1 protein-coding gene is annotated in these 321 nt (G+C 66.0%); it reads left to right on the top strand.

Going from position 1 to position 321, the window contains the following annotated elements:
- Positions 1-33 precede the first annotated feature (33 nt).
- Positions 34-321 (top strand): OmpA family protein (locus CVH10_RS19085; protein ID WP_219924843.1); only part of this gene is annotated, 288 nt, incomplete at its 3' end.

Raw genomic sequence — 321 nt, 5'->3', positions numbered from 1 at the left:
GGCTGCGCCAGCCATCGTTTCGTGCGTGATCAGGTGGAAGTCGTCGATACCCGCGTGACCGGCGTCGAAGGCACGGCGGGTCAGGCGCTCCAGCGCGCCAACGACGCGCACAAGCTGGCGGAGGGCAAGTTCCTCTATCAGGTCGTGCTGTCGGACGATTCCGTGAAATTCCCCACCGACGCGGCGGCCCTGTCGCCCGAGGCCGAGCAGCGCTTGGCCCAGTTCGCCCAGCGTCTGCGCGGCGAGAACAAGAACGTCTATCTGGAAATCCAGGGCTATACCGACGCGACCGGCACGCCCCAGCATAACGATCAGCTGGGC

The sequence above is a fragment of the Halomonas sp. ND22Bw genome, from assembly GCF_003011945.1.
GTDB lineage: Bacteria > Pseudomonadota > Gammaproteobacteria > Pseudomonadales > Halomonadaceae > Halomonas > Halomonas halophila.
Note: the sequence above shows the minus strand (reverse complement) of the source record. Positions and strands in the feature narration are given on the sequence as shown.